24 protein-coding genes and 1 tRNA gene are annotated in these 23,741 nt (G+C 56.7%); 20 read left to right on the forward strand and 5 right to left on the reverse strand.

The features are described 5' to 3' along the window. Positions 1–23: 23 nt before the first annotated feature. The 3 genes from dgoD to V6P94_RS10010 all read left to right on the forward strand — a co-directional run bounded on the left by dgoD (position 24) and on the right by V6P94_RS10010 (position 3,480). Positions 24–1,172 carry a galactonate dehydratase gene (dgoD, locus tag V6P94_RS10000; protein WP_019827958.1) on the forward strand — a complete coding sequence of 383 codons (1,149 nt, stop codon included), beginning with the start codon at positions 24–26 and terminating at the stop codon, positions 1,170–1,172. A gap of 148 nt (positions 1,173–1,320) precedes the next feature. Continuing rightward, positions 1,321–2,631 carry an MFS transporter gene (locus V6P94_RS10005; protein ID WP_133075634.1) on the forward strand — a complete coding sequence of 437 codons (1,311 nt, stop codon included), beginning with the start codon at positions 1,321–1,323 and terminating at the stop codon, positions 2,629–2,631. Positions 2,632–2,694: 63 nt separating this feature from the next. Beyond that, positions 2,695–3,480, forward strand: coding sequence for an IclR family transcriptional regulator (locus V6P94_RS10010; protein ID WP_133075633.1), 786 nt, complete (start codon positions 2,695–2,697; stop codon positions 3,478–3,480). A gap of 10 nt (positions 3,481–3,490) precedes the next feature. On the opposite strand, the gene V6P94_RS10015 is transcribed toward V6P94_RS10010, so the two are convergent. After that, positions 3,491–4,555 (reverse strand): NAD(P)-dependent alcohol dehydrogenase, encoded by a 1,065-nt coding sequence (locus tag V6P94_RS10015; protein WP_133075632.1) that lies wholly within the window; start codon positions 4,553–4,555, stop codon positions 3,491–3,493. Between the two features lie 178 nt (positions 4,556–4,733). Here V6P94_RS10015 and V6P94_RS10020 point away from each other — a divergent pair, with 178 nt between their 5' ends. Continuing rightward, positions 4,734–5,627 carry an AraC family transcriptional regulator N-terminal domain-containing protein gene (locus V6P94_RS10020; RefSeq protein WP_133075631.1) on the forward strand — a complete coding sequence of 298 codons (894 nt, stop codon included), beginning with the start codon at positions 4,734–4,736 and terminating at the stop codon, positions 5,625–5,627. A 153-nt stretch (positions 5,628–5,780) separates the two neighbouring features. On the opposite strand, the gene V6P94_RS10025 is transcribed toward V6P94_RS10020, so the two are convergent. After that, positions 5,781–7,445, reverse strand: a complete 1,665-nt coding sequence (locus V6P94_RS10025; protein ID WP_219262515.1) for an electron transfer flavoprotein-ubiquinone oxidoreductase — start codon at positions 7,443–7,445, stop codon at positions 5,781–5,783. Between the two features lie 547 nt (positions 7,446–7,992). On the opposite strand from V6P94_RS10025, the gene V6P94_RS10030 reads away from it, so the two are divergent. From V6P94_RS10030 to V6P94_RS10080, 11 genes are all read left to right on the forward strand, one after another. Next, positions 7,993–8,742 carry an electron transfer flavoprotein subunit beta/FixA family protein gene (locus V6P94_RS10030; protein ID WP_326398302.1) on the forward strand — a complete coding sequence of 250 codons (750 nt, stop codon included), beginning with the start codon at positions 7,993–7,995 and terminating at the stop codon, positions 8,740–8,742. 2 nt (positions 8,743–8,744) lie between these two features. Next, the gene (locus V6P94_RS10035; protein WP_133075628.1) at positions 8,745–9,674 is read left to right on the forward strand and encodes an electron transfer flavoprotein subunit alpha/FixB family protein; all 930 of its coding nucleotides are present in this window, start codon (positions 8,745–8,747) and stop codon (positions 9,672–9,674) included. A 137-nt stretch (positions 9,675–9,811) separates the two neighbouring features. After that, on the forward strand, positions 9,812–10,630 hold the full coding sequence (locus tag V6P94_RS10040; protein WP_133075627.1) for a transporter substrate-binding domain-containing protein: 819 nt from the start codon (positions 9,812–9,814) through the stop codon (positions 10,628–10,630). 9 nt (positions 10,631–10,639) lie between these two features. Then, positions 10,640–10,996: a DUF4398 domain-containing protein gene (locus V6P94_RS10045; RefSeq protein ID WP_133075626.1), complete on the forward strand. Its 357-nt coding sequence runs from the start codon at positions 10,640–10,642 to the stop codon at positions 10,994–10,996. Beyond that, positions 10,993–11,808, forward strand: a complete 816-nt coding sequence (locus tag V6P94_RS10050) for an OmpA family protein (RefSeq protein ID WP_133075625.1) — start codon at positions 10,993–10,995, stop codon at positions 11,806–11,808. The genes V6P94_RS10045 and V6P94_RS10050 overlap by 4 nt, the downstream gene beginning before the upstream one ends. A 247-nt stretch (positions 11,809–12,055) precedes the next feature. Continuing rightward, complete coding sequence (locus V6P94_RS10055; protein WP_133075624.1) at positions 12,056–13,528, forward strand: PLP-dependent aminotransferase family protein; 1,473 nt, start codon at positions 12,056–12,058, stop codon at positions 13,526–13,528. Between the two features lie 71 nt (positions 13,529–13,599). Continuing rightward, the gene (locus V6P94_RS10060; protein WP_326398301.1) at positions 13,600–14,073 is read left to right on the forward strand and encodes a translation initiation factor 2; all 474 of its coding nucleotides are present in this window, start codon (positions 13,600–13,602) and stop codon (positions 14,071–14,073) included. Positions 14,074–14,226: 153 nt separating this feature from the next. After that, positions 14,227–14,481 (forward strand): YkgJ family cysteine cluster protein, encoded by a 255-nt coding sequence (locus V6P94_RS10065; RefSeq protein WP_133075623.1) that lies wholly within the window; start codon positions 14,227–14,229, stop codon positions 14,479–14,481. A gap of 47 nt (positions 14,482–14,528) precedes the next feature. After that, complete coding sequence (locus V6P94_RS10070) at positions 14,529–15,137, forward strand: START domain-containing protein (protein WP_133075622.1); 609 nt, start codon at positions 14,529–14,531, stop codon at positions 15,135–15,137. A 263-nt stretch (positions 15,138–15,400) separates the two neighbouring features. Then, positions 15,401–15,742, forward strand: coding sequence for a ribonuclease E inhibitor RraB (locus V6P94_RS10075; protein WP_019827425.1), 342 nt, complete (start codon positions 15,401–15,403; stop codon positions 15,740–15,742). A 642-nt stretch (positions 15,743–16,384) separates the two neighbouring features. Further along, positions 16,385–17,107: an amidotransferase gene (locus tag V6P94_RS10080; protein WP_133075621.1), complete on the forward strand. Its 723-nt coding sequence runs from the start codon at positions 16,385–16,387 to the stop codon at positions 17,105–17,107. Between the two features lie 110 nt (positions 17,108–17,217). Here the strand turns inward: V6P94_RS10080 and V6P94_RS10085 are convergent, their stop codons facing one another. From V6P94_RS10085 to V6P94_RS10095, 3 genes are all read right to left on the reverse strand, one after another. Continuing rightward, entirely contained in the window at positions 17,218–18,189 is a 972-nt protein-coding gene (locus V6P94_RS10085; RefSeq protein ID WP_133075620.1) for a magnesium and cobalt transport protein CorA, read from the reverse strand. Positions 18,190–18,272: 83 nt separating this feature from the next. Next, positions 18,273–19,055 carry a 1-acyl-sn-glycerol-3-phosphate acyltransferase gene (locus V6P94_RS10090; RefSeq protein WP_133075619.1) on the reverse strand — a complete coding sequence of 261 codons (783 nt, stop codon included), beginning with the start codon at positions 19,053–19,055 and terminating at the stop codon, positions 18,273–18,275. A 219-nt stretch (positions 19,056–19,274) separates the two neighbouring features. Then, a complete protein-coding gene (locus V6P94_RS10095; protein ID WP_133075618.1) occupies positions 19,275–19,964 on the reverse strand; it encodes a crotonase/enoyl-CoA hydratase family protein in 690 nt (229 codons plus the stop codon). Between the two features lie 307 nt (positions 19,965–20,271). On the opposite strand from V6P94_RS10095, the gene V6P94_RS10100 reads away from it, so the two are divergent. From V6P94_RS10100 to V6P94_RS10120, 5 genes are all read left to right on the forward strand, one after another. Then, a tRNA-Ser gene (locus V6P94_RS10100) sits at positions 20,272–20,361 on the forward strand. Positions 20,362–20,525: 164 nt separating this feature from the next. Further along, positions 20,526–21,044, forward strand: a complete 519-nt coding sequence (locus tag V6P94_RS10105; protein WP_133075617.1) for a hypothetical protein — start codon at positions 20,526–20,528, stop codon at positions 21,042–21,044. A 363-nt stretch (positions 21,045–21,407) separates the two neighbouring features. After that, positions 21,408–22,583 (forward strand): acyl-CoA dehydrogenase family protein, encoded by a 1,176-nt coding sequence (locus V6P94_RS10110; protein ID WP_133077885.1) that lies wholly within the window; start codon positions 21,408–21,410, stop codon positions 22,581–22,583. A 2-nt stretch (positions 22,584–22,585) separates the two neighbouring features. After that, positions 22,586–22,861: a MoaD/ThiS family protein gene (locus tag V6P94_RS10115; RefSeq protein WP_133077884.1), complete on the forward strand. Its 276-nt coding sequence runs from the start codon at positions 22,586–22,588 to the stop codon at positions 22,859–22,861. A gap of 4 nt (positions 22,862–22,865) precedes the next feature. Beyond that, positions 22,866–23,699 (forward strand): hypothetical protein, encoded by an 834-nt coding sequence (locus V6P94_RS10120; RefSeq protein ID WP_338649302.1) that lies wholly within the window; start codon positions 22,866–22,868, stop codon positions 23,697–23,699. The last annotated feature ends 42 nt before the right edge of the window (positions 23,700–23,741 follow it).

Consider the following 23,741-nt stretch of genomic DNA (forward strand, 5'->3'; position numbering starts at 1 on the left):
CATCGAACAAGAGAGACAACACGATGAAAATCACCAAACTCACCACCTATCTGGTTCCGCCGCGCTGGTTGTTCCTGAAGATCGAAACCGATGAAGGCGTGACCGGCTGGGGTGAACCCGTGGTCGAAGGCCGCGCCCACACCGTGGCCACTGCGGTGGATGAACTGTCGGACTACTTGATCGGCAAGGACCCGCGCAATATCGAAGACATCTGGACCGTGCTTTATCGCGGCGGTTTTTACCGTGGCGGGGCGGTACACATGAGCGCCCTGGCCGGTATCGACCAGGCACTGTGGGATATCAAGGGCAAGGCGCTGGGGGTGTCGGTCAGCGATTTGCTGGGTGGCCAGGTGCGGGACAAGATCCGGGTCTATTCGTGGATCGGCGGCGACCGTCCGGCCGACACGGCCAGGGCAGCCAAAGAGGCCGTGAGCCGGGGTTTTACCGCGATAAAAATGAACGGCACCGAAGAGCTGCAGTTTGTCGACAGCTTTGAAAAGGTCGATCTGGCGCTGGCCAACGTGGCGGCGGTGCGTGATGCGGTGGGCCCCAATGTCGGCATTGGGGTGGATTTCCATGGTCGTGTCCACAAGCCGATGGCCAAGATCCTGATGAAGGAGCTGGACGCGTACAAACTGATGTTTATCGAAGAACCGGTACTGAGCGAAAACTACGAGGCGCTTAAAGAGCTGGCGCCGCTGACCAGCACACCGATTGCCCTGGGCGAGCGGCTGTTTTCACGCTGGGATTTCAAGCGGGTGCTCAGCGAAGGTTATGTCGACATCATCCAGCCGGATGCGTCCCATGCGGGCGGGATCACCGAAACCCGCAAAATCGCCAACATGGCCGAAGCCTATGACGTGGCCCTGGCCTTGCACTGCCCCCTGGGGCCGATTGCACTGGCGGCCTGCTTGCAACTGGATGCGGTCTGCTACAACGCCTTTATCCAGGAGCAAAGCCTGGGCATCCACTACAACGAAAGCAACGACCTGCTGGACTACGTCAAAGACCCGGCGGTATTCGATTACGACAAAGGCTTTGTAAAAATCCCCAACGGTCCGGGCCTGGGTATCGAGATCAACGAAGAGTACGTGCAGGAACGTGCGTTGATCGGCCACCGCTGGCGCAACCCGATCTGGCGCCATGCCGATGGCAGCTTTGCCGAGTGGTAATGCCACTCATGTAGTCGCTGCCGAAGGCTGCGAAGGGTTGCGTAGCAACACGTTATATCGCAAGCACCGATGGCCCCTTCGCAGCCTGCGGCAGCGACTACAGGTTCTGCCCCCACGACCTCAATAAACATAAGAAAGAGGCATGCCCATGTCATCTGCAAGCACTGTCGCGCCCGCGATTTTAGTGGCGCCTAGCCGCAAGCGTTTTTTCATCATGGTGCTGTTGTTCATCACCGTGGTGATCAACTACCTGGACCGCAGCAACCTGTCGATTGCCGCCCCCGCACTTACTACCGACCTGGGGCTGGACCCGGTGCATGTGGGGCTGATTTTTTCGGCTTTCGGCTGGACTTACGCCGCCATGCAAATCCCCGGCGGCTGGCTGGTGGATCGGGTGCCGCCGCGTATTCTCTACAGCGTTGCCTTGCTGCTGTGGTCGGTGGCCACGGTGATGCTCGGCTTTGCCGCGAGCTTTATCGCCCTGTTCGTCTTGCGCATGGCGGTGGGTGCCCTGGAAGCCCCGGCGTACCCGATCAACAGCCGGGTGGTGACCACCTGGTTCCCGGAGCGCGAGCGCGCTACGGCCATAGGTTTTTACACCTCAGGGCAGTTTGTCGGTCTGGCGTTTCTGACGCCGGTACTGGCCTGGCTGCAGCATCACTGGGGCTGGCATATGGTATTTGTCAGCACCGGTGCGGTGGGGATTGCCTGGGCCGCTATCTGGTACGCGGTGTACCGCGAACCCCGGGACTTCAAGGGCGTCAATCAGGCTGAAATCGATTTGATCGCCGAGGGGGGCGGGCTGGTGGATATCCAGAGCCAGACCGCCAAACGCAAGGCGGCGTTCAGTTGGCTGGACCTGGGGATCGTGCTCACCAAACGTAAACTGTGGGGCATTTATCTGGGGCAGTTCTGCCTGAATTCGACGCTGTGGTTTTTCCTGACATGGTTCCCCACCTACTTGGTGAAATACCGCGGCATGGACTTTATCAAGTCCGGTTTGCTGGCTTCGTTGCCGTTTCTGGCGGCGTTTGTGGGCGTGCTGTGTTCCGGGTTCTTTTCTGACTGGTTGATTCGTCGCGGTTACTCGGTGGGCTTTGCCCGCAAGCTGCCGATCATTGGCGGGTTGCTGATTTCGACCTCGATCATTGGCGCCAACTTTGTCGACTCGACGCCGCTGGTGATTGCGTTTCTGGCGCTGGCGTTTTTTGGCAACGGGCTGGCGTCGATTACCTGGTCCCTGGTGTCGACACTGGCACCGGCGCGGCTGCTGGGGCTTACCGGCGGGGTGTTCAATTTGATCGGTAACCTGTCGGCGATTACCACGCCCATCGTGATCGGCTTTTTGGCCACCGGCGACTCGTTTGCCCCGGCAATCACCTATATTTCGGTGCTGGCGCTGCTGGGGGCGTTGTCCTACATCTTGCTGGTGGGCAAGGTCGAGCGGATCGAGCTGTAGCCGTCAGTCAGCCGGGCGACCATAATGCTGCCCGGTTCTCACCTATCAATGGAAAGGCTGGCTATGCAGGACGACTCCACGAAAATCGCTCCGACCGGTACTCAAACCTTGCTCCGCGGCCTGGCGGTGGTTCAGGCCGTGGCCAATGGCGCGCGTGACCTCAAGGACATCGCCCGGGTGATCGGGACCACGCGCAGCACCACCCATCGCCTGGCCAGTTGCCTGGTGGATGAGCGTTATTTGCGGGTGTTGCCCAAAGTGGGATATTTGCTGGGGCCCAAGCTGATCGAGCTGGGTTTTCAGGCCCGTGAAGAGCTGCCGTTGGTGACGCTGGCCGAGCCGTATCTGGATCAATTGTCAGCCTTGACCGGCGATACCATTCATTTGGCGGTGCGCGAGGGGGATGAGGTGCTGTACCTGCACAAGAACCCGGGGCGAAATGGCCCGGAGATGCGTTCGCGGGTGGGGCACCGGATGGCGATGGCACGTACCGGTATTGGCAAGGCCATGTTGCTGGATGCGCCCCTGGACGAATGGCGGCGCCTGTATGAAGCCGGCCAGAGCGCAGGCGGCAAAAACCCGTTGTGGCCCGATCATCAGGAGCCGTCGTGGGAGCAGTTCGAGGAGCGCATGCGCGGGTATGTGGCGGGAGGGTATGCGTTTGACCTGGAAGACAACGAACCGTCGATCCGCTGTGTGGCTGCGCCCATACGTGATGCCAGCGGGCAGATCGTCGCGGCCATCAGTATCGCCAGCACTGTGCCGTATATGCCCCATGAGAAAATGACCGGGTTGATCCCGGTCATTACCCATGCCGCACAACAGATATCGGCGGAGTTGGGCGGCTAAAACCCTTGGCTTAGGCTTTCAGGGTTTTCATGTCGATCACGAAACGGTATTTCACGTCGCCTTTAACTACACGCTCAAAGGCTTCGTTGATGTTTTTGATGTCGAGCATTTCGATGTCGCAGGTAATCCCGTGTTCGGCGCTGAAATCCAGCATCTCCTGGGTTTCGGCAATGCCACCGATCAACGAACCGGCCAGCACGCGGCGCTTGAATACCAGATTGAAGGCGTTGAGTGCCGGTTCAACAGGTTCGATCAGGCCCACCAGAATGTGCACGCCGTCAAACGTCAGGGTTTCGAGGTACGGGTTCAGGTCGTGCGGCACCGGAATGGTGTCCAGCAGGAAGTTGAAGGTGCCTGCAGCGGCTTTCATCTGCTCGGCGTCGGTGGACACGATCACGTGGTCTGCACCTTGGCGGTAGGCTTCTTCGGCCTTGGCCTGGGAGCGGGTGAACAGCGTCACTTCAGCGCCCAGGGCCTTGGCGAACTTGATGCCCATGTGGCCCAGGCCGCCCATGCCCAGAATCCCGACCTTGTCGCCCGGCTCAACACCGTAATGAACCAGTGGCGAGTAGGTGGTGATGCCGGCGCACAGCAGCGGTGCGGCGCTGGCCGGGTCGAGGTTTTTCGGGATGCTCAGCACGAAGTGTTCGCTGACCACCATGTTGTCCGAGTAACCGCCCATCGTCAGCGTGCCGTCGATACGGTCCGGGCTGGCGTAGGTCTGGGTCATGCCTTCCAGGCAGTATTGCTCAAGATCTTCCTTGCAGGCCGAGCAGGTACGGCACGAGTCGACCATGCAGCCCACGCCGACGAGGTCGCCGACCTTGTGTTTGGTAACTTTGTCGCCAATGGCCGTCACCTTGCCGACGATTTCATGGCCAGGCATCAGGGGGTAAGTCGCGAAGCCCCAGTCATTGCGCGCCTGGTGGATGTCGGAATGGCAAACGCCGCAGTACAGCACTTCGATGGCGACGTCGTCCGGGCGGGGGGCGCGACGGTTGAACTGCATCGGCGCCAGTGGGGCCTTGGCGTTCTGAGCGGCATAACCGATAGCGTTATAAGTGACAGTGGACATGAGAACCTCGCGAAACGTTGACTGTGTAGAGGGGGGATTTTGCGCCTGGATGCTTTGCAGGACTATGACGATTCCTCCGTGTGTCATGCCTAATACTCCGGAGTAACAAGTCTGCTGTCGCTTTATTGACCAATTCTGCGAAGATGCAGCTGTCTATTCCTCCTGTGAAAATTTCTCCATGCTTTTGACCCGTCACCGGGACGAGAACGCCATGCTGGTGTCTCTGATCGAACCGCTGGCGACACAAACCGGTTTTGTGTCCACCTTGTTGCCTGAAGTTCGGGTTGTTTCTGCGTGCCGGGTAGTGGCCCGTATGCCGCAGATCTATGAGCCTAGCCTAATGGTGATTGCCCAAGGCAGTAAGTTGGCCTACCTGGGGCAGCGCACGATGGAATACGGTGCAGGGCATTATCTGGTGCAGGCGCTGTCAGTGCCTTTTGAGTGTGAAACCTTTGCCTCCGAGGACGCGCCTCTGCTGGGGGTGGCAATCAGTATTGATCGCGCCGTGCTGGGGGAGTTGGTGCTGGCGATGGGGCTGGCCCCGGATCGCAGTGCCGTGGCGCAGACGCCTGAGTCGATGACTTCGGCGGTACTGGATGACGACATGCGACACGCCGTCGAGCGCCTGCTGCGTTGCCTGCATGATCCGATGGAGTGCCGGATCATGGGCCAGGCACGGCTGCGCGAAGTGCTGTTCGCGGCATTGCGCGGGCCGCAGGCGGGTGTGCTGCGGGCATTGGTCGAGCAGCAAGGGCAGTTTGCACGGGTGGCGGCATCGTTGAGTTACTTGCATGAGCATTTCGCGCGGCCGCTGAATGTCGAGACCCTGGCCCGTTGCGCGAACATGAGTGCATCCACGTTTCACGAACATTTCAAGCGCAGCACTTTGCTGTCGCCGGTGCAGTACCTCAAGCGTTTGCGGCTGTTGCGGGCACAGCAATTGTTATTGAGCGAGGGACTGGGTGTGGCGCAGGTGGCGGAGCGCGTGGGCTATCAAAGTACTTCGCAGTTCAGTCGCGAGTACAAGCGCTACTTCGAGCGCAGCCCGGGGCATGAAGGGGTAGGGTGCTAGCCAGCCGGTGTGACGGGCGTGTTGTGGGAGCGGGCTTGCTCGCGACGCGGGCAGCGCAGTCTGTCAGGCAAATCTGGGCGATCCCATCGCGAGCAAGCCCGCTCCCACAAAACCGGGGGCAATAAAAAAGGCCCCCGAAGGAGCCTTTTTGACTTACATGTTCGGGTAAGTCGGCCCGCCGCCACCTTCCGGGGTTACCCAGGTGATGTTCTGCGATGGGTCCTTGATGTCACAGGTTTTGCAGTGAACGCAGTTTTGCGAGTTGATCTGGAAGCGCTTTTCGCCGCTTTCCTGGGTGATCACCTCGTACACGCCCGCCGGGCAGTAGCGCTGTGCCGGCTCGTCGTAGAGCGGCAGGTTGACGCTGATCGGGATGCTCGGGTCGCGCAGCTTGAGGTGGCACGGCTGCTCTTCTTCATGGTTGGTGCTGGAGATGAACACCGAGCTGAGTTTGTCGAAGCTGAGCTTGCCGTCAGGTTTCGGGTAGTCGATTTTCTTGCAGTCTTTGGCCTGTTTCAGACACGCATAGTCTGGCTTGGTGTCGTGCAGGGTGAACGGCATCTTGCCGCCAAAGATGTTCTGGTCGAGCCAGTTGAAACCACCGCCTACGATGGGGCCGAACTTGTGCAGTGCCGGGCCGAAGTTGCGGCTGGCGAACAGTTCGTCGAACAACCAGCTGGCTTTGAAGGCTTCAACGTAGGTGTTGAGTGCATCGCCACCTTCGGAGTCTGCGAGCAACGAGTCAGCCACGGCCTCAGCTGCGAGCATGCCGGACTTCATTGCGGTGTGGCTGCCTTTGATCTTGGAGAAGTTCAGGGTGCCCAGATCGCAACCGATCAATGCGCCGCCGTTGAAGATCATTTTCGGCAGTGAATTCAGGCCGCCTTTGCAGATGGCGCGGGCGCCGTAGCTGATGCGTTTGCCGCCTTCGAGGTATTGCTTGAGCACCGGGTGATGCTTGAGGCGCTGGAACTCGTCGAACGGTGACAGGAACGTGTTGCTGTAGGACAGGTCAACGATCAGGCCGACAACGACCTGGTTGTTTTCCAGGTGATACAGGAAAGAGCCGCCGGTGTTTTCGCTGCTGATGATGTCCAGCGGCCAGCCAGCGGTGTGGACGACCAGGCCTGGCTGATGTTTGGCCGGGTCGATTTCCCAGATTTCCTTCAGGCCAATACCGTAATGCTGGGCGTCGGCCTCACTGTCGAGCTTGAAGCGTTCGATCAGTTGCTTGCCCAGATGACCACGGCAGCCTTCAGCGAACAGGGTGTACTTGCCACGCAGCTCCATGCCCGGGGTGTACAGGCCTTCTTTAGGGTTGCCTTCACGGTCAACGCCCAGGTCGCCGGTGATGATCCCGCGAACCACATTGTTTTCGTCGAACAGGACTTCTTGAGCAGCAAAGCCGGGGTAGATTTCTACGCCCAGGTTTTCGGCCTGTTGCGCCAGCCAGCGGCACAGGTTGCCCAGGGAGATGATGTAGTTGCCTTCGTTGTGCATGGTTTTAGGCACAAAAAGGTCAGGTACCTTGGTCGCAGTGCTATCGCTGCGCAGTACATAGATGTCGTCTCGGGTCACTGGAGTGTTGAGCGGAGCGCCCAGTTCTTTCCAGTCCGGGAACAATTCGTTCAAGGCACGGGGTTCGAAAACAGCACCAGATAGAATGTGAGCACCGACTTCGGAGCCTTTTTCAACCACGCAGACGCTGATTTCTTTACCGGCTTCGGCGGCCTTCTGCTTTAAGCGGCAGGCGGCGGACAAACCGGCAGGGCCGGCGCCGACGATGACCACGTCGAATTCCATGTATTCGCGTTCCACAGGTTCTCTCCTACTCAAGGCTCAACGGTATTTTTCTAATTGGAGGTTTGGCACTTCATCCATTACGCCCTCGACCCCGAGGTTGAAGAATCAATGGATGACGCACCGCTCTCTCTGATGGGCGGGCATTATATCTACACCACTAGCAGCGTCCAATACAAACGTTTGTTTGAATCCGCTGCAAGCCAGATAAATCAAAGACGCGCGGCTCAAAACTGGCCCATTTGCTGTATTGACCGCAAAAGGCGTTCCGGTCAAGATACGGGCGGTTTTGCGCTCGCCGTAGGCTGATTGTTGGTTTCAAGAGCACCTCTAAAGACAGGGCATAGGCACAAGCCTGTAGGAGCCTGCCATTTTTTGAGCGGAGTTTACACGTCCTTTCGGTGTATGACTTGTTAGTCACATCGGACAGACGGTCGCACGGGGAATCGTCGGTACTCGTCTATATGCAAAGCAACGATCTTTGGAGGTGCCCTTGTGCTGATGAGCATCAACCGCCAGGTTCGCCTAGGCGACTTTCTTTTCACCGGAGAGTAACGAGGAATCCATGAAGGTTCTTGTAGCTGTCAAACGAGTGGTCGATTACAACGTTAAAGTACGCGTCAAAGCGGACAACTCCGGCGTTGACCTCGCCAACGTCAAGATGTCGATGAACCCCTTCTGCGAAATCGCTGTGGAAGAAGCCGTACGCCTGAAAGAAAAAGGTGTTGCGACTGAAATCGTCGTCGTCTCCATCGGCCCGACCACTGCTCAGGAACAGCTGCGTACCGCGCTGGCACTGGGTGCAGATCGCGCCATTCTCGTCGAGTCCGCCGAAGACCTGACCTCCCTGGCCGTAGCCAAGCTGCTCAAGGCCGTTGTCGACAAGGAACAGCCTCAGCTGATGATCCTGGGCAAACAGGCCATCGACAGCGACAACAACCAGACCGGCCAGATGCTGGCTGCGCTGACCGGTTTCGGTCAGGGCACTTTCGCTTCCAAAGTCGAAGTGGCAGGTGACAAGGTTGCCGTGACCCGTGAAGTGGATGGCGGCGCGCAAACTGTTTCGCTGAGCTTGCCAGCGATCGTCACCACTGACCTGCGTTTGAACGAGCCGCGTTATGCGTCCTTGCCAAACATCATGAAAGCCAAGAAGAAGCCGCTTGAAGTGCTGACCCCGGACGCGCTGGGTGTTTCCACGGCTTCGACCAACAAAACCCTGAAAGTTGAAGCGCCTGCAGCACGCAGCGCTGGCATCAAGGTCAAGTCGGTGGCTGAACTGGTCGAGAAACTGAAAAACGAAGCGAAGGTAATCTAATCATGACTATCTTGGTAATCGCAGAACACGACGGCAAGACGCTGGCTCCGGCCACGCTGAACACCGTAGCCGCTGCCGCTAAAATCGGTGGCGACATCAACGTTCTGGTTGCAGGCCAGGGCATTGGCGCTGTAGCCGAAGCCGCCGCGAAAATCGCTGGCGTGGCTAAAGTGCTGGTCGCCGACAACGCGGCTTACGCCCATCAGTTGCCTGAAAACGTTGCACCACTAGTTGCTGAGCTGGGTGCTGGCTACAGCCACATCCTGGCGGCTGCCACGTCCAACGGCAAAAACATCCTGCCGCGCGTTGCTGCGCAGTTGGACGTGGATCAGATCTCCGAGATCGTTTCGGTCGTCAGCGCTGATACTTTCACGCGTCCGATCTATGCCGGTAACGCCATTGCCACCGTGCAGTCCACTGCGCCGGTAAAAGTGATCACCGTGCGTGCGACCGGTTTCGACCCGGTTGCCGCAGAAGGTGGTTCGGCAGCGGTTGAAGTGGTTGCAGCGGTTCACGATGCAGGCACTTCGTCGTTCGTTGGCGAAGAACTGGCCAAGTCGGACCGTCCTGAACTGACCGCTGCCAAAATCGTCGTTTCCGGCGGTCGCGGCATGCAGAACGGTGACAACTTCAAACTGCTCTACACCCTGGCTGACAAGCTGGGCGCTGCTGTTGGCGCATCTCGCGCAGCAGTGGACGCAGGTTTTGTGCCTAACGACATGCAGGTCGGTCAGACCGGAAAAATCGTTGCGCCACAGCTGTACATCGCGGTGGGCATTTCCGGCGCGATCCAGCATCTGGCCGGCATGAAAGACTCCAAGGTGATCGTTGCGATCAACAAGGACGAAGAAGCACCGATCTTCCAGGTGGCCGATTACGGTCTGGTAGCGGACTTGTTCGAAGCCGTACCTGAGCTGGAGAAGCTGGTTTAATCCAGTCGCTTCACTTATAAAGAGCCCGGTCATCCGGGCTGTGGGGAAGGGCAGGGCACTCAGTGTCTTGCACCGTCTTCATGGCCAGGGTGACCGGGCTTTTTTGTGGGTCTCAATTGTGTGTGGAGCGTAGGGCTATGGATGTGCGTCAACTGAGCAGGTTGCTATTGGGGTTGGCGTTATTGCCTGTGTTGTCTGAGGCGGCGGGCAAGTGTGAGCGCCTGATCGTCACTGGCAGCCCCGATGCACCGCCTTATTTGTGGCGCGACCCAGCCGACCCTGCGCACTTGATCGGCGCCAGTGCTGATCTGATCCAGCAGGCGGGTCATGAGCTGGGGATCAAGGTTGAAGTGCTCTACGGTGGCAAGCGTGCCCAGGCCCAGGACGAAGTCCGTGCCGGGCGCATGGACATGTTGCTGGATGCGCCGCTGACGGTTGGCGGACTTTCGTCGTTCGACTACATTCACCCGCCCCTGGTGCGTAACGACTATCTCGTGTGGACCCGCAAGGACTCCACCCTGGTCTACGAAACGCCTGCCGACTTGCATGGGCATGTGGGCGCCGTTTCTGAGAAAGCCCGGTTAAGCGAGACATTCAATGAGTTCGCTCAGCATCAGCTCACCCTGGAGCGTCAATCCGGCTTGACCCAGGCTTTCCAGAAATTGCTGCTCGGCCAGGTCGAATACGTTCTGGCCGGGCGCTATTCCGGTATGGCCACTGCGCAAACCCTGGGCATTGCCGATGACCTGATAGCGCGCTCGCAGCCCATTGATCAGCCCGGGCTGTTTTTGGCCATTTCCCATGACTCGGCCTGCAATGAACCGTGGTTGCGCGGACAGCTCGCCAAAAAGATGACAGAATTGCCCGCGTCCGGCCTGACCGAGGCGGTACTGCAACGCAATCTAGAGCGGTGGAAGGCCCAATTGCTACAACCGCTCAGCGCCCCAAAACAGTAGGAATCCCTAGTGACAATTCGACCTCTTTTCGCTGCCCTGGCCGTTTTGGCTCTGGCGGGGTGTGCAGCCGATCCTGCGCCGAATGAACAATTGCGTTTGACCGAACAAGCCCTGGAGCAAGCCAAGGCCGTGGGTGCCAAAGCCGATGACTTGGCTGAGTTGAAACAAGCCGAAGACAAGCTGGCCCAAGCGCTGGCAGATATGGCAGATGAATCCTACAAAGACGCGCGCATGCAGGCCGAACAAGCCGAACTGGATGCCCGATTGGCCGAAGCCCGTGTGCTGACGCAAAAAAGCCAGGAACAACTGAACGTGCTCAATACCCGTATTTCGCGCTTGCGCAAACAGCTGGCGGAGGCGCAATGAGCCTTACGTACAGAGCTTTCATGGGGGTGCTGGTTGCGGGTTGCGTCAGCCTGACCGGATGCGCCGGGCATCACAACAGCGAACTGGCCTTGCAGCAGGCCAGCACGGACTTTCAGACCGTGAAGGAAGACACCAATGTGCTGCGCATCGCGCCCAAGGACGTGATCCGTGCCGGTGAGTCCCTGGCCCGTGCTGACCGTTTGTCCAGCTTCTGGGGCAGTGGTGAAGACGTTGCGCATTACGCCTATTTGAGCCAGCGCTACAGTGAAATCGCCCGTGAGCACACGCAACAGGTGCTCAATGAGGAACGTGGGGCCAAGCTGGAGCTCGAACGTCAGCGTCTGCAACTGGCGTTGCGTGAAGCCAAGTTGTTGAGTGTTCAGCAACAGGGGCAATGGCTGGAAGAGCAAATCATCAGCCTGGCCACTACTCAGACTGACCGTGGTCTGGTCATGACCCTGGGTGACGTGTTGTTCGACACTGGCGAAGCCGACTTGAAAAACTCGGCCAACCGCACGGTACTCAAGCTGGTGCGTTTCCTGCAACTGAACCCCAAGCGCATTGTGCGGATCGAGGGCTACACCGACAGCACCGGAGGCAAGGAGGATAACCTCAAGTTGTCCCGTGACCGCGCGCAGGCCGTAGCCGATGTGCTGGTCGATCTGGGTATCGACGAGAAGCGTATCCAGGTGGAAGGTTATGGCGATCAGTACCCGGTTGATGTCAATGCCACGGAGCGCGGCCGGGCACAGAACCGCCGGGTTGAAATCGTCTTCTCTGACGAAAAAGGCCAACTGGGCGCAGCGCGCTAAAGTCCGATCTCGCTGGTTGAATATGGGAGCGGGCTTGCCCGCGATTGAATCAAAGCGGTGTGCCTGGCGCATCGCGGCGGCGAAATCGCGAGCGAGCCCGCTCCCACAACGGGTTCTGTCGCCCATACAGTTTTCCCCCGCACACCCCCTGTACGGCTTAGTTAAGTGACAACTGTGCCCGTACACTTCTAAACTGTTCCGGTATTGTTCTCCACAAAAATAAAGTTTGAACATCGAGAGCGGCGCCATGACCAACCTTTTGCTCTATCAACGTATCGCTCAGCAGTTGGCTGAGGATATTCGGCGTGGCGTTTATCAGCCTGGCGAACGTGTGCCTTCGGTTCGCAAGATGAGCTCTCAGCTCAACGTGAGCCATGCCACGGTGTTGCAGGCTTACGCCAATCTTGAAGATCAGGGCTTGATCAGGGCACGGCCGCAGTCCGGCTATTACGTGCACCAGACCCCCGCATTGACTGCGCCCACGCCTGATATCGCACGCGTGGAGCGTCCGGGCCTGGTCACCCGCAGCAGCATCATCCAGCAAGTATTGGTCGAATCCCGTCGCGAAGGCGTGTTCCCGCTGGGCGCAGCCGTGCCCAGTGTCGATTACTTGCCTGTACGGGCGCTGCATCAGCAATTGGCCAAGGTCACGCGCTTTCATAGCCCGCGGGCGTTCAGCTACATGTTCAGTCCGGGTTTTGAGCCGTTGCGCCGGCAGGTGGCAATCCGCATGCGTGACGCTGGAGTGGTGGTCGATCCCAGCGAAGTGATCATTACCCACGGCTGTGTCGATGCGCTGCAAATGTCGTTGCGCGTGCTGACCCGTCCCGGAGACCTGATCGCGGCTGAGTCGCCGACTTACTACGGGCTGCTGCAGCTGGCTGACCTGCTGGGCTTGAAAGTCATCGAGATCCCCAGCGATCCTGCTACTGGCATGAGCCTGGAAGCCTTGCAGCTGGCGGCCAATCAATGGTCGATCAAGGCCTTGGTACTGACCACGCGCCTGAGCAATCCCCTTGGCGGGACCATGCCGGAAGAGCGGCAAAAGCAGTTGCTGCGTCTGGCTTCCGATTTTGATATCCAGATTGTCGAAGACGATATCTACGGCGAGTTGATGTTTGAGGTTGGGCGCACCAAGGCGCTGAAAGCCTATGATCGTCTGGATCGGGTCATTTATTGTTCGAGTTTTTCCAAAACCCTGTCCCCCGGCGTGCGTATCGGCTGGATGATCGCCGGCAAGTTTCAGCAGGAAATCCAGCGTCTGCAAACCTTTACCACCCATTCGGCATGCAGTGTGACGCAGATGGGGGTGGCGGCTTACCTTGAAAACGGCGGTTACGATCGCCATTTACGTTACATCCGCCAGGAATACAGAAAGAACCTGAGTGCGTTCCAGCTGGCTGTTCAGCAGCACTTTCCGGAAGGGACGCAGATGTCACGGCCTAGCGGGGGCTTTATCTTGTGGGTCAGTTTGCCGGGCCGGGTCAACACCCAGGAACTGCATGTCCGGGCATTGCAGCAAGGTATCAGCATCGCGCCGGGACTGATTTTCAGTAATACCGAGCAGTTTAACCACTGCATACGACTTAACTGTGCCACACCCTGGAACCGGGAAGCCGATCGGGCCCTGATGACCCTTGGCATGCTTGCCAATCAGCTGTGCCAGGAAGCCGCAGGCCTGTACGGAGGAAGCTCGGCAGCTGTCGGGATGGCATTTTGACCATAATCACCTTGTCACCCTGTGCGTAAAGCGCGAGCATACGCACCTGAACCGTTAAAGCTGTGGGAGTTATGAGAGCGACATTTTGTGTTGGCCTTATGTTGGTGGGCGCCTTGAGTGCGCTTAATGCTGTGGCCGCGACAGCGGCACCTGTACAACCTCCATCAACCTCCAGTCAGGCGCAATCTGCCCACTCGCCCGCCAAGCCTGGCGCCAGTGCGAAAAAGGCACCGGTCAAAAAGCGTGCACCGATCGCATCCAAATCCAAGTCGGCCCATGAAATCGCCAAGAAGCGATTGCCTGCGGCGACTCTCGACTTGCGTTTGCCGCCCGAGATGGTCAAGCAGCTGCATCCTTTGGGCACTGTTCCCATGCCTGTGCACAAGCCGTTGCTGCCCAACATGTTTGGCGAGAAACCCGCCGAAGACAGCCCTTTTCAGCTCAACGGGCGGTTGCTCAGCAATGAGATGAACCTGCAGTTGCGCAATGAGGCCCGTCACAATGAAATCGAAGGCGCTGCGCTGGATTTCGAGTTCAAGCAATAAGTGTCGAGTGCTCAAAAACAGGCTTCTAAACTGACTGCTCAGTCACTGTCGTTTATCAGCACATTCTGCTGAACGGTCAATTTCAAACACCTGTTCCAGCGAGTACTATCCCTTGTCATCAACACACTTTGCCCCGAATGAGGTGCTAACGTCATGAATTGCCGTGAAGGCTGTGGCGCTTGCTGCATCGCCCCTTCCATCAGTACACCGCTGCCTGGCATGCCCAATGGCAAGCCGGCCGGGGAACGCTGCCTGCATCTTTCAGCCGACTACTTGTGTGGTTTGTTCGGCCAGCCACAACGTCCTGCAGTCTGTGGCGACTTCAAGGCCGACATCGAGGTATGCGGCAATAACCGGGAAGAAGCCATTAACCTGATCGGTTGGTGGGAGCAGATGACCGCGGCATAGTGTGTTTGTGACCAGTGAACAGACCTTCAACAATAAGGAATAAGACAATGGGTTCGTTGCATCGAGTGGCATTGGTATGTGGTTTGAGTGTTCTGCTGGTGGGCGTGGCGCAGGCCGAAGACTGGAAGGTCGCCAAGGATCAGGACGGCATCAAGGTCTCGCTGAGTGAAGTCGCCGGCTCCCAATACAAGGCCTACCAGGGCGTGACGACCATCAAGGCGCCGCTGGCCAAGATCAGCAAAATACAGGAAGACGTGGCGGGCGCTTGTGCCTGGATCCATGAATGCCAATCGCAAAAGCTGCTCAAGCATGAAGGCGATCAGAGCTGGACCTACACCCAGTTCAAAACACCTTGGCCGGTCACCCCGCGGGATTCGGTGCTGCTGGTGACGACTGCACAGGGCGCAGATGGCAGCCTGACCCGTACGCTCAAAGGCATGCCGACCTACGTCCCGGAAGAAAAGGGCTTTGTGCGGGTGGCTCAGGTCAATGGTTTCTGGAAGCTTGTGCCTAAAGGCGACAACTTGACCGAGGTGACGTATCAGGTTCATACCGAGCCGGGCGGCAGCGTGCCTTCCTGGTTGGCCAACAAGTTTGTGGTCGATGCCCCGTTCAATACCCTCAAGGGGCTTAAGGAGCGTGCTGAAAAGCCATAACGCTGATCGGGCATGTCTGGTCCTGGGCAGCGCATCTGTCCAGGTGCCGGGTGCAGGTTTTGCAGGCAAGCGTAAAACCTGTTGAAATTCATGGCTTACCCCTTGGCAGGCGCTGCGCCGTGGAGCTACTCTGCATCCAGACCAGCGAAGTAATCGACTGGCTCTGATCTTGTTCGCTACATGCTTATTACTCCCCTTGTCACGGCATACCTGCTGCCGATAGGGGAGCGCTGAATGTCTATCCATTGCGAGGAGGACGTTTCATGAGCACAGCCCATCAAGAAGACCTCAGCAGCTATGTGCTGCGCCGCATGAAAGAAGGCGGTTTTGATTTTTCACGCATCCATCCAATCGAGTTTTACGCGATCTTCCCGGACGAGGAGCGGGCGCGCAGGGCTGCAGGTAAATTTTGTGGTGAATCCCTGAACGCACAAATCAATGTGCGTGATGACGGGGCGTGGTATCTGGAATTAAGCAAAGTGATGTACGCCACCTATGGTGGTATCGGTGATTTTGAGCAGGACTTTGAAGCTGTCGTGGTACCCCTGGGCGGCATTATTGAAGGCTGGGGTGTAAAGCAGGAGGTGCGCGGCCTGTTGAATTGATAGATGTTTGACCGGTTAGCGGCTGGCCTCAGGGCTGGCCGTTCTGGTTTTTGCGCCAGGCAATTGAGCCCTCGCAACCTGTAGTCGACGAAGACGCGCAGCAGCTGCGCGTCTTCGGTATTTGGGCGAGTCTTTAGCCGATGACCTTGGTCAAGTTCGGCAAGATCAGCAGCAAGGTGGTAGCAAAGAGGATGAGTCCGGCCTGGCGTACTTTCGTATGTTTAAACATGGCTATCTGCCTTTTTTTGTTATTCCTGAACGACAATGCCTGCGCCAAGAGCGCCACGCCTTGAAAACAAAGCGGTCCTGACGACAGGCTTAACCTTAGAGCCCCCATAAGATATGGCTTAGAACCCTTTAACATCATTCAAGTGCAGTAAGTTTCTAAAACGCTATTAGGTTTCTTGAGTTCGCCCTGTCAGCCCGTTGCTAGACGCAACGGGCTCTTTGGTCGTGAATATTCTTAGCGCCCTACCGTTCGTCCGGGAGCATTGTCCAGCCAGGTTTTGCCCTGCAAAAGCCCGGTGCCGTCAGGCTTGAGGGGGTATTACTACGTTCAGTACTTGCCATGAATTGCCCTTTCAAGGCAGGCTCTGTCGAGTTGCTATCACTACTTTCGCCTTTATCGTGCCAGGTACTTTTATGTCGCTACGCATCTGCATTCTGGAAACCGACATTCTGCGTCCAGAGTTTGTTGATCAATATCAGGGTTACGGGCAGATGTTCGTGCGCCTGTTCTCCACGCAGCCTATCGCGGCACAATTCAGTGTTTTCAACGTGATGCATGGCGAGTATCCGTCTGACGACCAGTCTTTCGATGCTTATCTGGTAACCGGCAGCAAAGCTGACTCGTTTGGTTCCGATCCCTGGATCCAGACCTTGAAAACCTATTTGCTGACCCGCTATGAACGAGGCGACAAGCTGCTCGGTGTCTGTTTTGGTCATCAATTGCTGGCGCTTCTGCTGGGCGGCAAGAGCGAGCGCGCTATCCAGGGCTGGGGTGTCGGAACCCATCAGTACAAGCTGGCCGCCAAGGCGCCGTGGATGAGCCCAGTGGTTGAAGAGTTGACGCTACTGATCAGCCACCAGGACCAGGTCACGGCCTTGCCGGAAAACGCCACGGTAATCGCCTCCAGCGATTTCTGCCCGTATGCCGCTTACCACATCAACGACCAGGTGCTGTGCTTCCAGGGGCATCCCGAGTTTATCCACGACTATTCGCGGGCCTTGCTTGACCTGCGCCAGGAACATTTGGGCGAGCAGATCTACAGCTCCGGCATCGCCAGCCTGGATCAGGACCATCATGGGCGCACGGTTGCCGAGTGGATGATGCGTTTTGTTTCGCACAAGCCGCAAACCGCCTGATACCCGGTTTGGCCCTTGTGGGAGCGGGCTTGCTCGCGATGGTTTCTACTCGGCATCGCTGATGCACCGAGTTGTTTGAATCGCGAGCAATCCCGCTCCCACGGGGCAGGTTACAGCCAACCAGAGCGCTTGAAGCTCGCCCACAGGCCGGTCACGCCCACCGCAATAAACCCCAGTACGCCGAAATAACCGTAATGCCAGCTTAGCTCCGGCATGTTCTGGAAGTTCATCCCGTAAATGCCCGCCACTGCAGTGGGGAAGGCCAAAATGGCCGCCCAGGCTGCGAATTTGCGCTGCACGATGCTCTGGCGTGAGGACTCCAGCAACACGACGATCTCAATCGTCTGGGTGGCGATATCACGCAGGTTGGTGAGGTCTTCCATCTGGCGGGTGACATGAATCTGCACATCGCGAAAATACGGGCGCATGTTCTTGTCGATAAAGGGGAACGTCAGGCGTTGCAGTTCTTCGCTGATTTCCACCATGGGCGCCACATAACGGCGCAGTCGCAGCACGTCGCGGCGCAGGCCATGCAAGTGCACGATGTCAGCTTCATTGAGGGCGTTGCCCATGATGCTTTGTTCAAGCTGTTCGATTTCGGCGTGGATGGCCTGGCTGACGGGCTGATAGCTCTCAGTCACGAAGTCGAGCAGGGCGTACAGGACAAAGTCCTCGCCATGCTCCAGCAGCAGCGGGCGAGCCTCACAGCGCTGGCGCACGGACTTGTACGAAGCCGAGTGGCCATTGCGGCTGGTGATGATGTAGCCGTTGCCAGCAAAGATATGGGTTTCTACAAACTCCAGCTGGCCTTCATGGCGAATGGGCGAGTAGATAACGATAAACAGCGCGTCGCCGAAGGTTTCGAGTTTGGGCCGGCTATGTTGCTCAAGGGCATCTTCGATGGCCAGTTCATGCAGATTGAACTGGCGCTGCAAGTTGCTCAGCTCTTGCGCGTCGGGCTGCTCCAGACCAATCCAGACGAAGTGGTCGGGCTTTTTGGCCCACTCGATCCCTTCGTCCAGAGTGATATTGGTGACTTTCTTGCCTGCGCTGTAAACCGCAGCAGCAACAACTCTCCCCATAGTTCTAATCGCTTCTTCTTCAAAGGGTTATGGCACGAAGATGCAGCTTAGCGCGCAATCCACCACTTTGAGTCTACAAACGTTCAGAGGTTCGGGTTGGACGCAGTCGAGTTGCCCCCTGCCACGGGCGGCACGTGACGGTTTTGTTGGCTCAGCAACTCACGATCCATGGCTTCGATGCACTCGCGCATCTGCTCGTGGCACTGCTCCATGAGTTGCGGGATGTCGTCCAGAGTCAGGCCGGCGGTCGGGATCGCGGGCAAGGAGCGGATCTGGATATCGGCACTGTGCCAGCGGTTGAGCTTAAGGTGCTGGCTATAGGTGCTGACACACACCGGCACAATAGGCACTCCGGCAGTAATTGCCATCTGGAATGCGCCTTTTTTGAAGGGCAGCAGGGTTTTGCCCAGATTGCGCGTGCCTTCCGGAAAAACCCAGATGGACGTGTCTTTTTCCTGCAGGGTGCGGGTAGTGGTCAGCATCGATTTGCGGGCTTTCTGGGCGTTGCCCCGATCAATCAGCACGTTGCCCGCCAGCCAGAACAGTTGGCCGAACAACGGTACCCACTTAAGGCTTTTCTTGCCGATGCACACCGTGCGGTGCGGCACTACGTTGCCGAACACAAACAGATCGTAGTTGGATTGATGGTTGGCAATGACCACACAGCTTTGCGGCTTGTCCATCAACGGCCCAACCTCGGTCTTGAGCTTGTAGCCCAGGATCCATCTGGATGGCCAGGCATACAGTCGTGCGCACAGACGACTGTTGTCCGGGTTGAAAGGACGACAGATACCCAGCAGTACACCCAGCACGCCTGCGATCATAAAATGCAGACACATCAACAACATACGTATCGAAAGTAGCATTTACAGGCTCGCGAAAACAAAAGTCGGCGCAGTGTACGGATGTGCACTGTATTCAGCAATTACCCCGATACAACTAGGAGATGACTGAAGTTTAAGCAGTTGTTTCAACGTGCTGGTTGAGGGGCGGGCTAGAGATGTTCAGCAAGATATGGCTCAAGGCCAGGGGAGGGAGAATCCCGACCGCAGGCTGCAATCGGGATCCGTCGACAGGGGGCAGGGTCAGAGCGGGTGGAGTTGATCCTCCTCGATGGCCTTGTCCAGCGTCTCCAGCAGCGCTTTGCGTACCTTCAGTTTGGTGTTTTTGTGAGCCTTCATATTGATCTTCTTTAACTGACGGGCCACTTCGAGGGCGGCGGCCTGCAATTCTTCCGGCTTGACCACCTTGTCGAGGAAGCCTGCGTCGACGGCGGTGAGCGGGTTAAACATTTCGCCATTGATGACCGAGCGATGGAATGCGGATTTGCGCAGCCGGTCGCGGGCCAGTTCAATGCCGGCGTGGTGCATGGTCATGCCGATCTGCACTTCGTTCAGGCCGATGCTGAATGCGCCTTCGACGCCGATGCGGTAATCCACCGACAACAACAGGAATGCGCCCTTGGCCACGGCATGACCGGTGCAAGCGATAACCACCGGGAATGGGTGCGCCAGCATGCGGCGAGCCAGGGTCGACCCCTGCCTGACCAGCTCAATGGCTTGCTCGGGGCTGGCCGTCATCACCTTCAAGTCATAACCGCCCGAGAGAATGCCAGGTTGCCCGGTAATAATGACCACCGCGCGATCCTGCTCGGCGCGGTCCAGCGCGGCATTAAACGCAGTGATCACATCCGGTGAAATGGCATTGACCTTGCCATTGCTCAAGGTCAGCGTGGCGATACCGTCTTCCAGGTGGTAGGCAATCAAGTCACTCATGGCGCAATTCCTTGTTATGAAGTGGGGCAGACGTTACCCAGCCCCACGGCACAGGTAAAGGGCTATGACTGACTGGTGAGTCATGGGATTGGCCTTCGCCCTCTATATAGAAGGCAGCGGGGCAGCGATCGGGGTCGAGAGAGCAGCGCGTCAGAACCGGAATTTGGCAGAATCACCCGCGAAGGGCATGCCTCAAAAACGACTATTTTCGTAAGCACATGAAAATTCTGAAAAAAACATTTGTCATATCGAAAGCTTTCGACTACATTAGCGCGCCTCGACAGACAGAACTTGTTTGAAGAGATACGGTGAAGTGTCCGAGTGGCTTAAGGAGCACGCCTGGAAAGTGTGTATACAAGAAATTGTATCGAGAGTTCGAATCTCTCCTTCACCGCCACATTAAGTAAACACAAACCCCTGATTTTCCTAGAGAAAATCGGGGGTTTGTGGTTTCTGGCGTCTGGAAAAGGGCAGTATGGGAACAATATGGGAGCACGACCGCTGAACGGCCCGTATTCTGCTTGAAGGCTCTTCTTCGAACTCAAATGGATTTAGACGATTATGAAAGTGCTCCCCCTTGGTGTGCTGGTGTTGCTGACTGCAGGTTGCGTCCAGGTCCAGCAGTACACGCCCCCTCCCGGTGCCCCTCAGGCGCAGATCCGCAGCGAAATGGACGCTTTGAGCAATTATCGAAACTACCTGACCCTGACCGAAGCTCCGATTGTGGGCTGCAAGTACGGCAGAACCGTGGCGGTGAAGCCAGGTCGGCAATTGTTCGCCGTGCGGGACAAAACATCCCGGCCAGCAGGCTTTATCCCGGTAGAAGCGGCAAAACCCATCCATTTGGTAGTGGATGGCGCAGCTAATGCCGGCCGTAGATGCAAGATCGAATTCGTCAGCGAGTTCGCCCCGGCTGCCCGTTATGTCATTAAGGGAGGCATTGTCGAGAGCCCCGAGACTTACGATTCGTGCCAGGTCAAAATCTTCAACGAGGACACCGGAGCGCCTCTGTTGATGCTCGAGCCGTCAACGCTCAAGAACGATTGTGCTCTGGACAAGTTGCCGTTTACGGCGCGTTGATTGTTGCAGGAAAGGACGTGTAGTCGCTAACAAGCGGAGTGAGGCTGCGTCGGTCGACGCAGTCGTCGCACAATGTGCTGCTGCAAGGCACCCGCTAAATCCTAATGGCTGGATGTGTGATCGTCGCGCCAGCGGGTCACGTTAATAATGCCAACAGTCTCATCTTTAATAATGAGCGTTATCGGTAACTTAGAAGAGTATGTACAGTGTCATATTTAACGGGTCGGGTTTATTTGCGATAAGGCGCCTTGCATGTTTTTAGTTCTGACCTAATATCTGTTCGCACTAAGCAGCGCGACACGATTCCAGGACCGGTTTTCTGTCGCGCCTGCTTTCCAATCGTTTGACGTAGAAGGAACTACGATGAATGTTGACTGGCAAGGTGCGGGTGATATTCAGGCTATTTTCGGCACACTGATCGACAAGGAGCTTAATTGCACCGTCGAAGAACGTGACCGTCTCTCTATTCCTATTTCCAATGCGCTGATAGAAAAGTTTGCACGGCGGGGGTTGTATAAATACAACTTGCCCGCCGTGTGGGGCGGTCAGGAAGTTGGTTATGCCCAGTGGGGCCGTGTGCTGGAAAAGCTCGGGTATTTATCCACGGACTTATCGTTTCCCTTTTTGATATCCGTGAGGATGTCATTTATTTCTTTTTTAATTGCGGTGGGGCGGGAAGATATAAATAACGAATACCTGGTTCACCTGATTGAGGGTAAAACAGGTGGTGCATTTGCTTATACAGAAGATGCCGATGCTTTTTCTTTTGTCTCCCGTGCCGTGCCCTCTGCGGACGGTAAAACCTATACGGTTAATGCCGTGAAAAAGATCGTTACCGGCGGTGAGACGGCGAATTATTTTTTACTGTTTGTCCATGGTGATACCGCGGACATGCAAGTGTTTCTTGTGCACGCCGACGATCCGGGTGTTGTGGTGACACCGAGCGTAATGCATGGCTGTCGATCAACAGGGATTGCCTGTTTGACATTGACAGATGTGCGCCTGGATAAACACCGCTTGTTGCTGGCCACGGACGGCCTGAGTTTTGCGCAGCGTTATTTTCTTAATTGCAGGCGCTCATTGCAAACCACCTTGTTTTTAGGGCGCGCCCGCGCCGTGATTGAAACCACCGTGGCGTATTTGCAAAACACTGTGCGTTACGATCAGCAGTTGATCGATATGCAGCATGTTCAGGCCTGTATCGGTGAAATGTATATGGCGCTTGAGTCATCCCGCACCCTGGTCCATTACTCACTGGAGCGTCAGGTCAGGCAAGAGTCTGACGTGTACTGGGATGCAGTGGCTTCAATGGCCAAGTATCAGGCGGTGGAGGATGTGAACAGAATAGCCCTCCAGGCCCTGAACCTGACGGGTGGCTGGGGCTATACCGAAAGCAGCGGTATCGGCCGGGCGCACCGTGACTTTACGGCCCTGGTGGCAGGGGCCGATCCGCAGGAAAAGCTCAAGGTTGATATGGGGATTCGGATGGTGCACGACCTGGACATGATGTCCCGGCGTTCTTCAAAAAAGGAGAGTTGAACATGAAGATCAAGTTGTCAGGCAATTTGGCACGTTTTGTTAACTACAAAAAAGAGTTGCAACTGGAGGGTGATGGTATTCAGACCGTGGGTGATGCGCTGCACGCGTTGGTGGTGAGTTATCCGGTATTGAAGGACATTATTTTCGATAAGGATCGCAACGTTAAAAAAGGCTATTTGATTTCTTTGAATGGCGAAAAAGTTGACGCGGCAGCTCAGGTAAGTCAAGGCGGTGAGGGTGACTGTATTGATATTTTCACTGCGATAGCCGGGGGTTGATGCTATGCAAACCAGAACAATAAAGGTTTCCCATCCGGTAGAGTCCATGCTGTTTGGTCCTTTCCAGTTTCATGCCCATTCGCTGATGTTGCTGAGTTTCAGTTCGATGTGGTCCTGGGGCAGTACCTACCTGTCAGTTTCCTTTCCGGGGATGATCAGGGAATATCATCAGGGCATGGTGGCTGTGGGGGCCGAAGTTGAATATGTCGAACCTTTTGAAATGTTCTCGGCCGACGAGTTCTCGGTGTCGGTCGATGAGTTCAAGGTGCGCCAGGGCAACTCTGTGTTTCAAGTACTGCACCTGATTCGTGCCCAGGGCATTGTGGTTGCCAGGGTCAAGGTTCGCTGGAAACTGCTGGAACTGGATGGTGATGAAGCACTGTCCGCAACCCCAGGAGTTATTCGGCCCGCTTTTTTGCAAAAGTTTCTTCCCGAAGAAGTTGACCCTTCACGGGTTGAACGGCCTTTGCTGGCACAGCTGGAAAACTTGAAAGAGCATGGGCAACTCTGTGCCGAGTTTGAACATGACTTCACCCTGTTCCGACATCGCTGTGAAGTGGCTGATCAATGGGCGTTCTTTGAGTTGCCTACACTGGCCTCGGAAAGCAGGGAGTCATTAATAGATTCCCTGCAGGAAGACCCAGGTGAACTTGCCAGTTCACTGGGCTTGGCCCTGAATACTATTTACATGGAATGGCGTTGCCCTTTTTATCTTTTGGAAAAGGGCCGTGTTAAAACCCAGGCTTATCGGCTGCAGGGCAAACTGTATTTTGCACATCATGTTTTCAACCTGACGCGCGCCAATACATTGGCAGCGATCGTGATTGAAGCGTTTTAAATGCGAATCAGGTTTTTTGCCTGTCTCGTCAACCCGATCCTG

This window comes from Pseudomonas sp. ML2-2023-3, from assembly GCF_037055275.1.
Classification (GTDB): Bacteria; Pseudomonadota; Gammaproteobacteria; order Pseudomonadales; family Pseudomonadaceae; genus Aquipseudomonas.

Excerpts from the sequence above, each read along its gene's own strand:
- dgoD (WP_019827958.1), top strand. The coding sequence starts at position 24 with ATGAAAATCACCAAACTCACCACCTATCTGGTTCCGCCGCGCTGGTTG.
- V6P94_RS10005 (WP_133075634.1), top strand. The coding sequence starts at position 1,321 with ATGTCATCTGCAAGCACTGTCGCGCCCGCGATTTTAGTGGCGCCTAGC.
- V6P94_RS10010 (WP_133075633.1), top strand. The coding sequence starts at position 2,695 with ATGCAGGACGACTCCACGAAAATCGCTCCGACCGGTACTCAAACCTTG.
- V6P94_RS10015 (WP_133075632.1), bottom strand. The coding sequence starts at position 4,555 with ATGTCCACTGTCACTTATAACGCTATCGGTTATGCCGCTCAGAACGCC.
- V6P94_RS10020 (WP_133075631.1), top strand. The coding sequence starts at position 4,734 with ATGCTTTTGACCCGTCACCGGGACGAGAACGCCATGCTGGTGTCTCTG.
- V6P94_RS10030 (WP_326398302.1), top strand. The coding sequence starts at position 7,993 with ATGAAGGTTCTTGTAGCTGTCAAACGAGTGGTCGATTACAACGTTAAA.
- V6P94_RS10035 (WP_133075628.1), top strand. The coding sequence starts at position 8,745 with ATGACTATCTTGGTAATCGCAGAACACGACGGCAAGACGCTGGCTCCG.
- V6P94_RS10040 (WP_133075627.1), top strand. The coding sequence starts at position 9,812 with ATGGATGTGCGTCAACTGAGCAGGTTGCTATTGGGGTTGGCGTTATTG.
- V6P94_RS10050 (WP_133075625.1), top strand. The coding sequence starts at position 10,993 with ATGAGCCTTACGTACAGAGCTTTCATGGGGGTGCTGGTTGCGGGTTGC.
- V6P94_RS10055 (WP_133075624.1), top strand. The coding sequence starts at position 12,056 with ATGACCAACCTTTTGCTCTATCAACGTATCGCTCAGCAGTTGGCTGAG.
- V6P94_RS10060 (WP_326398301.1), top strand. The coding sequence starts at position 13,600 with ATGAGAGCGACATTTTGTGTTGGCCTTATGTTGGTGGGCGCCTTGAGT.
- V6P94_RS10065 (WP_133075623.1), top strand. The coding sequence starts at position 14,227 with ATGAATTGCCGTGAAGGCTGTGGCGCTTGCTGCATCGCCCCTTCCATC.
- V6P94_RS10070 (WP_133075622.1), top strand. The coding sequence starts at position 14,529 with ATGGGTTCGTTGCATCGAGTGGCATTGGTATGTGGTTTGAGTGTTCTG.
- V6P94_RS10075 (WP_019827425.1), top strand. The coding sequence starts at position 15,401 with ATGAGCACAGCCCATCAAGAAGACCTCAGCAGCTATGTGCTGCGCCGC.
- V6P94_RS10080 (WP_133075621.1), top strand. The coding sequence starts at position 16,385 with ATGTCGCTACGCATCTGCATTCTGGAAACCGACATTCTGCGTCCAGAG.
- V6P94_RS10085 (WP_133075620.1), bottom strand. The coding sequence starts at position 18,189 with ATGGGGAGAGTTGTTGCTGCTGCGGTTTACAGCGCAGGCAAGAAAGTC.
- V6P94_RS10090 (WP_133075619.1), bottom strand. The coding sequence starts at position 19,055 with ATGCTACTTTCGATACGTATGTTGTTGATGTGTCTGCATTTTATGATC.
- V6P94_RS10095 (WP_133075618.1), bottom strand. The coding sequence starts at position 19,964 with ATGAGTGACTTGATTGCCTACCACCTGGAAGACGGTATCGCCACGCTG.
- V6P94_RS10105 (WP_133075617.1), top strand. The coding sequence starts at position 20,526 with ATGAAAGTGCTCCCCCTTGGTGTGCTGGTGTTGCTGACTGCAGGTTGC.
- V6P94_RS10110 (WP_133077885.1), top strand. The coding sequence starts at position 21,408 with ATGAATGTTGACTGGCAAGGTGCGGGTGATATTCAGGCTATTTTCGGC.
- V6P94_RS10115 (WP_133077884.1), top strand. The coding sequence starts at position 22,586 with ATGAAGATCAAGTTGTCAGGCAATTTGGCACGTTTTGTTAACTACAAA.
- V6P94_RS10120 (WP_338649302.1), top strand. The coding sequence starts at position 22,866 with ATGCAAACCAGAACAATAAAGGTTTCCCATCCGGTAGAGTCCATGCTG.